A 9,097-nucleotide genomic window follows, 5' to 3' on the forward strand; every position below is an offset into this window, starting at 1 on the left:
GGAGAGGTCGATGCCCATGTGGTTTTCGTTGGGGTCTCCGTAATCCGGGAGTCCGTTGTTCCAAGTGTCGAACTCGACGGCGACGGAATCGGTTAGATTACCGATGCCAAGACCGCCACCCACGTCGCCCAAACTGGTCGGCGAGTCGGCGATGACGAAGGTAAGTCCATCGGCGCCACCGCCAGCCGAACCCGTGATGCTGAACGTGAAGTCCATGGTGAAGTTGCGATCGGGGCGAACGGGTTCTGACCGGAAAGCCGAACCCACCTGGTAAAGCTCCGAGGGAGTGAGCACGACGGACGATGGCCCAAACTCGGGAAAGCTAGTGGACGCACTACTGTTCAGTTGATACGGACTTGACAGGAAATCCGAAATCGAGGCACCAACCCGGCCGAGGGCCGGACTACCCGGCAGGAGCCAGTGGGTCAGCGTCGTGCCACCGTTGTCGGCCAGTGGGCCAAGCTTGGCATCGACGAGCGTCCCCTCCATGTCGGGCGAAGGTCCAACCTGGTCCGATTCCAGCCATGCCGCACAGCTCGGGGAATTATCCACGCCGATCACGTTGTTGCCTTCCGAGATGATCGGTGGGGAAGCGGCACAATCGGTGGCGTTGTTGGCCACCACACTATTCCGAAGATGGATGCGAGGGTTCCCCTCGACACCAACGGCAACACCGGTTCCGTTTCCGGTGATGGTTACGAAGTCGATCAGTACATCACCGGAGTCGGCGATGAGCCCTGAGCCTCCATTCCCGGATATCGTCGTGTTGCTGATGGCCACGCCATAACTGGGGCCCTGGTACACCGAGGCTGAAACTCCGCCCTGGCCATTGTTCGGACCGACCGTGCTGTCGACGATTCTGACCGTCGATGACCCGCTGACATCGACACCAAGGCCCGCATTGTCATGCACCCACACGGTGTCGAGCAGAACATCCGCGGATCCCTCAATGGGTGAAGGCACCCTGATTCCGCCAACCTCTCCCAAATCGGGCCCCCCGGCGACTGCGATATCGCGAATCGTGGCATCGCCAGACACCTCCACAACTGCAGCTCCGACGGAATCCCGCCCGTCGATGAGCGTCTGATTCGCCCCGGCCCCGACCAACGTCATTCCGGCGCCGATAGTCACCGACTCGGGGTAAATGCCCGGCGCCACCGTGATCGTCACCCGCTCACCCAGTGCCGCGTCCACCGCCGCCTGGATCGTGCAGTACGGCGCACCGCCCTCGTCGCTACAGCCGCCACGATTATCGACGTCAAATGCCGGGCCCTCCTGCGCTCCCGCCGGAGGTGGGGCTGCCAGGAGGGTCGCCACCATTAGAAAAACAAGTAGTACCGATTGGACACGGATACTCGCTGCGCGATCAGACATGAATGAGCCCTTTCCCAGAATCCCCTAGCCAATTGAATATTCAAAATTGGTACTTTCGACCCTACCAACCATCCAGAGCGACGGAGAGCCCCAAACCGGGATTTCCTGCGGCCTCCAAACCTGGCCACTGGAAGCCACCAATCACTCGTTTGACGTCATCCCCCTTAATACGGCGTCACGAAACCACTTTGCGTGGCCATCTAGCCTGATCCATCCAGTAACTAGTCATCTGGTGTTGGTTCGGAATGGACCTCAGCTCACCCACTAGATCCGTCGATACATAGGCAACCGACAAAAAAGTGGGGATGACGACATGACTCATCGATTCATCGTCAGAGATGGCGATCTATTTGCAACCTACGTGGGAGAAGTCGTGCTGTGGGGCCAGGACACGGTCACCGTCTTCACGATGACCGAGGACGAATACGGCCACTCGCTTGTCTGCTTCTCTTCCGAATCGATCGCCGAACACGACGTGCTCGTCGCCTAAAGCACCACCGGCTGCGCTCTTCGGTCCCTCGGAAGCAACCAGATCAGTGGTAGGCCGGCGAACATCGCAATGGCGCCAATCAGCATCGCCGTCGATAGACCAAACGCATCACCGACCGCCCCATAGGCCACCGCCGCAATCGACCGGATTGCGAAATTGATCGACAGATAGACCCCATTGGCAAGAGCCCGACTGTCGGGGAACTGTTCCTGAACGAGCGCCAGCAGCACCGGTTGGATCGCCAGCAGAGTCAGGCCAACAATCGGGAGCAAGGCGATTCTGACCCAACCATCGGCCGCCATAAACAGCACAAGCGAGATGGGGGCCGCCACATGACTGAACGCCAGCACCGCGCGCCGGCCTACTCGATCGCTGATCCATCCACCTGAGAAGGCTCCGACCACTCCGGCCGCCTCCACAATGGACAGGGCCGCACCGGCTACCCACAGGTTGCTGCCCTCCTCGGTGAGGAACACCGGCAGAAAAAGGGTCGTGGCCATCATCATCATGCTGCGCAACGCCACCAGACCCGCCAGCACCAGCATCACGCCCCGCATGGCGTGGACCGCGGTTCGCCAATGGATTGGTTCGCTGTCGCCCCGGCTTCGCAACGGTACGTCACGCAGGCGAACGTGAAGGACCACCGACGTGGCAATCCCCGCCAACGCCAGGAAGGCCATCGACCGCAGCGACATCACGGCCAGAGCGCTGACCACCACCAACGGACCGAGCGTGCGACCGAGTTCACCTCCCACCATCCAATACCCCATGCCCCTGCCCAAACGATGGCCAGAGAGATAGCCGATCGCCACGGGTGCGGTCGCATGAAAGGCGGCAACGCTCACCCCGGCGACCAACAGCATCAGAGCCAGCACCGGGTAACCGGGCGCCCAACCCAGCAGACTCATCGCCGTCGCCGTCACGCCAGGTGCCGCCACCACGATCCACCGCAAAGCAGTGCGGTCGGCCAGATGCCCGATGAACGCCTGGAGTAGCGACGGTAGTTGAATGAACGCCGACAACATCCCGACGGCCGTATTCGACAACGCCAGGGTTTCGATGAAACGGGGCAGGAGCGGTGGAAGAAAGGCGGTGAAGGTGTCGTGCACCGCATGCCCGCCCGCGATCGTGGCGATCCGGCCGGTCTCGAACTCGTCCCCGGTCTCTTCGATCACAGTGGGTTCGACCCCGATTTGTTGCCCTCCCGGTGCGGTCCCGGGACTCTACCGAACCCGCTCCCCGGCCAACGATTCCGATAAGTAGCTACTGACTGTCGACCGCCGTGACCAGTCTCCGGAACCATTACAACGGAGTCGGCGGGAGACGATGACGACCCTCTTGTACCCCGATAACCGTGGCCCCCGATACTGCCAGACCGACCCCCGCCGCGACCGCCAACGATGCGTACGCACCGGCGTCGACGAACCCTGCTCCGACCAAGGGTCCGAAGGACCTCCCCATCGCCATGAACGCCTGGGCATCGCCGGCCCGTTCGGCCGGATCCAACGACCGATCCGAAAGCATTTGCAGGACACCGGGAACCCCCATCCAGAAGGCGAAACCCCACCACGCCATTCCGAAGAAGTACCAGACCGGACTTCCGCCCAGGATGCAAATGACCGCCGCCGGACCGGTGCTGGCGAGCCACCATCCCGGCCGCCGATGCCGAGAAGCCAAGCGTGCCCCCACGAGACCCGCCGCCGCGTTGAGGCTGTACCCGAACGACACGGCGGTCGGGGTTATCGAGAGCAGACTCACCGCAGCAGTAGCCGTAAAGACGAACAAGCTCGAACCCGCCATCGACAGCAGGAAGAGCGCGAACAGCAAGACCCGGTTTGAACGCGACCTACTGACCCGACCCTTTCGCTCCGGTACCCGAACCGTGCCGACCTTCATTACCACCGCAGGTATCGCGATCACCGTCAGCAACCCGTAGACCCACCGGTCGCCGTGTGCGGCGACCAGCGCCAGAATCGGAGAGCCAAGGAAGGCGGTCAAGGGACCAGTCGCCGAAATCGACGCCATGGATCGCCGATCGCCCATCGCTTCGGCCCACACGATCCAGGTAATGGTCCCGGCGGCGGCACCCGCGACAAGTCGCAGGCCAATGAGTATCCAAAACACCGACATAAACGCGCTGGCGAGGTTCACAGCCAGAAAGAAAGCGGCAGCAGTCCTCAGCAAGCCTCCCGAGGGAACCGTCAATTTGGGAAGGGCGAAGCTGAATAGGGCGAACATCGCCACCTGGGTGACTGAAATCAGACCGGCTGAACCTTCCGACACGCCATAGCGTCCAGCGATCGCCGGAATCAGAAAAGGCGTGGCGGCAAACATGGCGGCCAGCGCCACCGCCGCCGCCACCACCGAGAGCGGAGCGTTGGGCCGAACGGCATAGGCGAGGCGGGTGGGCGTAAACACGCTACCAGTATGGTCCAAACGTGAACGGCGTCCTACCCGGCTAGCGAGTCCAATCCTTCTCACGGATGATCCGATTCGGGCATACTTAGAAGCCATGTCGGCAGGAGGCTCCACATGAACAACGGACGGGTGCTTGAGGCAACAGGACTCAAGAAGTCTTTCGGTGACATCCACGCGGTCCGCGGCGTTTCGTTTCATATCGGCGCCGGCGAGACCTACGGGTTGCTCGGGCCGAACGGCGCCGGCAAGACGACCTCGATTTCTATGGTGAGTGGCCTGCTCCAGCGCGACGGCGGCGAGGTGTTGTTGGACGGCCAATCGATGACCACCACCACGCTGGCTCCCAAACAGGAGATCGGCCTGGTCCCCCAGGACCTGGCCATTTACCCGGACCTGACTGCCCGCGAGAACCTGCGGTTCTTCGGCCGCCTCTATTCGATGCCGAAGGCCGAGCTGTCGAAACGAATCGACGAGGTGCTCGAAGTGGTCGGCCTGTCCGACCGGGCCAATGACCGCTCGTCGGAATACTCGGGTGGGATGAAACGACGCCTGAATATCGGCATCGGACTCCTTCATCGGCCCAAGCTGCTCGTACTCGATGAGCCAACCGTCGGCGTGGACCCCCAGTCTCGTAATGCCATCCTCGAATCCGTCGAACACCTGTCGTCCGAAGGCATGGCCGTGCTGTACACGACCCATTACATGGAAGAAGCCGAACGACTGTGTGATCGAGTCGGGATCATCGACCAGGGTGAGATCAAGGCCGAAGGCACTCGCCGGGAACTCATCGAGTTGATCGGCCAACGAGACCGCATCCGCATCACCGCCACGGGGGTCGACGACGCGACACTGGCCGATCTGCGGGGCCTCGTTGGAGTGGACAGCGTCTCACCAACAGATGATTCACTGGACATGTTGGTGAGTGACGCCGGGGCGGCGCTTCCCGAAGCGATGCGAGTTCTGACCACCCACGGGTCGGGCGTATCGTCGGTCACCGTCGAGGAACCCGATCTCGAGGCAGTCTTCCTGCATTTGACCGGCAAGGCGCTCCGAGACTGACATGCGCCACGCCTGGACCATCGCCAAGAACGATCTGGCATTACGGGCCAGGGACCGTTCCATCTTCATCATCGGACTCGTGGCTCCGCTGGCGTTGGCGTTCATCTTCAATCTGGTGTTCGGGGCCGGCATCAGCGACGTCGGAGAGACCATCACTTTCGATGTGGGAGTGGCCAACCTCGACGGCGGGCCGATCGGTGAAGCCTTCGCGGGAGTACTCGATTCGATCGCATCCGACGGCCTATTAAAGGTCACCGTCTTCGACTCGGCAGACGCGGCACGAACCGCGGCAGACGAAGGCGACGTCGGGGCATCATTCATCCTCCCGGCAGGACTTTCGGGCAGCGTCCTCGGAGGCGCAGACGCCACCATCGAGGTGGTCGGCAATGTCGACGCTCCCACTACGACCCAGGTGGCCTCTTCGATCGCCGAACAGTTCGGCCTCGGGGTGAGAACCGCCAACCTCTCCGTGGCGACAGCATTGGCAACGGGCGTGCTCCTGCCCCAGGACTCCATCGCGGCCGCTGGTGAGGCGGGCACCGCCCCGGCGGCAATCGAAATCGGCACCGTCGAAGCAGCCACGCGACAGATCGACTCGGCGACCTATTTCGTTGCCGGCCTGTCGATCTTCTTCTTGTTCTTCATCGCCGGAATGGCTGTGACGTCCATGCTTGAGGAACGACGGGAAGGCACGCTCATGCGACTCCTGGCGGCGCCGATCAACCGCAAGTCGATCACGATCGGCAAGTCCATCGCCAGCGTCTTGATCGGTCTCGTATCGATGACCGTTCTGGTGGTTACGTCGACGTTGATCATGGGCGCCGAATGGGGAGCGCCTATAGGTGTGGCGCTGTTGGTGGCCGGCGCCGTGTTGGCCGTCGTGGCGCTCATGACGTTTGTTGGTGCTTTTGCCAAGACCGCCGAGCAGGCCGGAAACCTCCAGTCGATCGTGGCTGTCACGATGGGCATGCTTGGCGGTACGTTCTTCCCGATCACCCAGGAAGGATTACTCGGCAAGCTGTCGCTCGTGACGCCCAACGCCTGGTTCATGCGGGGCCTGGGTGAGCTGGCCGGAGGCGGAATCAGCGCTGCGCTACCCGCCTTCTTCGTTCTCATCGGTATCGCCGCGGTGGCTGGCTCAATCGGCCTCTACACAACCGGAAAGATGCTGAAGCCATGAGAAAAGTACTCGCCATCGCCCGGGTCGCCCTGTTGCGTTTTCTTCGAGATCGATCGACGGTCTTCTTCGTATTCGTGTTGCCGATCGGAATCGTCATGCTCATCGGCGCACAATTCGGCGGCGACTTCTCACCCCGGCTTGGAGTAGCCGCTGGTGACGGACCGGTCGCCGCAGACATCACAGCCCGGATTAAAGCAGAGGAAAGCATCACCGTGATCGAGTTCGATACCGAGGACGAACTGCTGCTGGCCGTTGAGCGTGGCAACTTATCGGCCGGGGCATCGATCCCAGCTGACCTTGATTCGGCACTTGCATCTGGCGGCATCGGCAACGTTGGGTTCATTTCTCGCCCCGACGGGGTGGGACCCCAACTTCAGGTAGTCGTCAGCGAAGCCGTGGCAGGCGCAGCCGAACAAGAAATGGCGGTTCGATTCGCCGTATCCAAGGGGGCCGACTCGACCGCTGCAGCAACTGCCGCAGCCGCAGTAGCACCGACGATCCCGAATCTGACCGTCGAAACGATCGTGGAGGGAGAGTCCCTGTTTCCGGCATCAATGGGCCAGTTCGACATCGGGGCATCGAGCCAACTCGTCTTGTTCATGTTCCTCACCGGCCTCACGGGCTCTGCGGCCCTAATTCAAAGTCGCCATCTCGGCATGACCACCCGGATGGCCGGCACCCCGACGTCGGTACGTACCATCTTGGCCGGCGAGGCTCTGGGCAGGTTCGTCATCGTGTTCGTGCAAGGCATCTACATCATGGCGGCCACGACGCTCCTGTTCGGGGTGGGCTGGGGCGACCCACTGGGCGCCGCCGGCACCCTGGTCCTGTTCGCGGCCGTCGGCGCCGGTGCAGCAATGCTCTTTGGGGCACTGTTCCGAAACGATCAACAGGCCGGGGGGGTGGCCATTGTGGCTGGCATCGGGCTGGCCGCCGTGGGAGGGTCGATGCTGCCGATCGAACTGTTCAGCGACACGCTTCTACGGATCGCCCGGTTCACTCCGCATTACTGGGCCAACGACGCCTTCGCAGAACTGGTGCGCCATGATGCATCATTGGTCGATATCCTTCCCCAGCTGGGGGCACTGGCCGGCTTTGCGTTCGTCCTCATGGCCATCGCCTCGTGGCGGATGCGCCGGGTCATCAATCAGGCCGGATGACCACCGTCAGCTGTGGAGCGACGAGCGCTCCACACGGCGGACTCATCGCCGGATCCACTCGCGGTGGCTGGTTGGTGCGCTTTGCCAAACCAACCAGCGGACCTGAGGTTTTAGTCCGTTCTTAGGATCAGCTCATCGGGTATTGAACCGAACCGTCGTAAACTGATCCCACATGAGTACCGTCCTGATCGCTGAAGATGATGAAGGCGTTCGTACCGCGCTGTCAAGAGCCCTGAAGTTCGAGGGTTACGACGTGGTGCTTGCGTTCGATGGCGCCGAGGCCCTCGAGGCGGTCGGCACTGCCGAGCCAGACGTCATCGTGCTCGACATCATGATGCCCCATATTGACGGACTCACCGCATGTCGGCGGATGCGTTCGAAAGGCATCCAAACGCCGATCCTCATGTTGACCGCCCGCCAGGACGTCTCCGATCGTGTGGCCGGCCTCGACGCAGGCGCGGACGACTATTTGCCCAAGCCATACGCGCTTGAAGAGCTCCTCGCCCGCCTACGCGCCCTCTTGCGGCGGAACGAGCCGGTGGAGGGAGACAACGACGAACTCAGCTATGACTCCCTCACCATGAACCTGTCCACCCGCGTCGTCAAGCGTGGCGACCATGAACTGGACCTGACCAAGACCGAATTCGACCTCCTCGAACTGCTCTTGAGCAATTCTGAGATCGTTCTGACCCGCGATGTCATCTACGACCGGATCTGGGGCTACGACTTCGAGACCTCATCGAATTCGCTTGACGTATATATCGGCTATCTCAGACGAAAGACCGAAGACAACGACGCCGGCCGGCTCATCCACACCGTACGCGGTGTGGGCTACGTCCTGCGCTCATGAATCTTCGCAGTCGCATCGCCCTTCTCGTCGCCGGATCGGTGGCGGTCTGCATGCTGCTGGTGGCAGCGATCGCCTTCATTTCAACGGTTCATGAAATCGAAAAGGACGCCGATCGCCAGCTCAGCGCCCGCGCCGAGCGACTCCGCTCGGGGTTTGGTTCCGGTCAACCCGACAACCCTCCGTTGCGCGGCCTGTTCGGTCCCAATCAGCCAATCCAGGTTATCGACAATCTCGGCACCCCGCTCCTCACCTACGGCATAGAAGAACCACTTCATGTCAGCGACATCGACATCGCAGCCATCAGGAACGGCCTGCCGTCGGTCATCCACACCGAACAAACCGCCGGGGGCGCCTACCGGATCATCACCGTTCCATTGGAGAACGGGGGCGGACTCATGCTGGCGGAGAACCTGCTCGAGCAGCAAGAGTTTCTCAATCGTATTCAAGGACAGTTTGTCATCATCGGGCTTATCGGAGCGGCGGTCGCCGGGCTGATCGCTTCGGGACTCGCCGCCGCCTCACTCCGGCCGATGGGATCGCTGGCGGCCGCCGCCGAGAACGTCGCA

At 61.9% G+C, this 9,097-nt stretch carries 9 protein-coding genes; 6 read left to right on the forward strand and 3 right to left on the reverse strand.

Translation table 11 applies throughout. The features are described from left to right. Positions 1–1,374, reverse strand: a 1,374-nt coding sequence (locus JJE47_13535; protein MBK5268445.1) for a right-handed parallel beta-helix repeat-containing protein, incomplete at its 3' end; no start/stop codon positions are given. Positions 1,375–1,687: 313 nt separating this feature from the next. On the opposite strand from JJE47_13535, the gene JJE47_13540 reads away from it, so the two are divergent. Further along, positions 1,688–1,864 carry a hypothetical protein gene (locus JJE47_13540; protein MBK5268446.1) on the forward strand — a complete coding sequence of 59 codons (177 nt, stop codon included), beginning with the start codon at positions 1,688–1,690 and terminating at the stop codon, positions 1,862–1,864. Here the strand turns inward: JJE47_13540 and JJE47_13545 are convergent. Together JJE47_13545 and JJE47_13550 are read right to left on the reverse strand one after the other, a co-directional pair. Continuing rightward, positions 1,861–3,039 (reverse strand): MFS transporter, encoded by a 1,179-nt coding sequence (locus JJE47_13545; protein MBK5268447.1) that lies wholly within the window; start codon positions 3,037–3,039, stop codon positions 1,861–1,863. The genes JJE47_13540 and JJE47_13545 overlap by 4 nt on opposite strands. Before the next feature lie 127 nt (positions 3,040–3,166). Then, positions 3,167–4,282 (reverse strand): MFS transporter, encoded by a 1,116-nt coding sequence (locus JJE47_13550; GenBank protein ID MBK5268448.1) that lies wholly within the window; start codon positions 4,280–4,282, stop codon positions 3,167–3,169. Positions 4,283–4,396: 114 nt separating this feature from the next. Here JJE47_13550 and JJE47_13555 point away from each other — a divergent pair, with 114 nt between their 5' ends. The 5 genes from JJE47_13555 to JJE47_13575 all read left to right on the forward strand — a co-directional run. Next, positions 4,397–5,341 carry an ABC transporter ATP-binding protein gene (locus JJE47_13555; protein MBK5268449.1) on the forward strand — a complete coding sequence of 315 codons (945 nt, stop codon included), beginning with the start codon at positions 4,397–4,399 and terminating at the stop codon, positions 5,339–5,341. 1 nt (position 5,342) lies between these two features. After that, the gene (locus JJE47_13560; GenBank protein ID MBK5268450.1) at positions 5,343–6,521 is read left to right on the forward strand and encodes an ABC transporter permease; all 1,179 of its coding nucleotides are present in this window, start codon (positions 5,343–5,345) and stop codon (positions 6,519–6,521) included. Beyond that, complete coding sequence (locus JJE47_13565) at positions 6,518–7,681, forward strand: ABC transporter permease (protein MBK5268451.1); 1,164 nt, start codon at positions 6,518–6,520, stop codon at positions 7,679–7,681. Before JJE47_13560 ends, JJE47_13565 begins: the two co-directional genes overlap by 4 nt. A 172-nt stretch (positions 7,682–7,853) precedes the next feature. After that, positions 7,854–8,531: a response regulator transcription factor gene (locus JJE47_13570; GenBank protein ID MBK5268452.1), complete on the forward strand. Its 678-nt coding sequence runs from the start codon at positions 7,854–7,856 to the stop codon at positions 8,529–8,531. Beyond that, positions 8,528–9,097: hypothetical protein (locus JJE47_13575; GenBank protein MBK5268453.1), on the forward strand; the 570-nt coding region annotated here is incomplete at its 3' end. The genes JJE47_13570 and JJE47_13575, both read left to right, overlap by 4 nt.

The organism is Acidimicrobiia bacterium, from assembly GCA_016650365.1.
Classification (GTDB): domain Bacteria; phylum Actinomycetota; class Acidimicrobiia; order Spongiisociales; family JAENVV01; genus JAENVV01.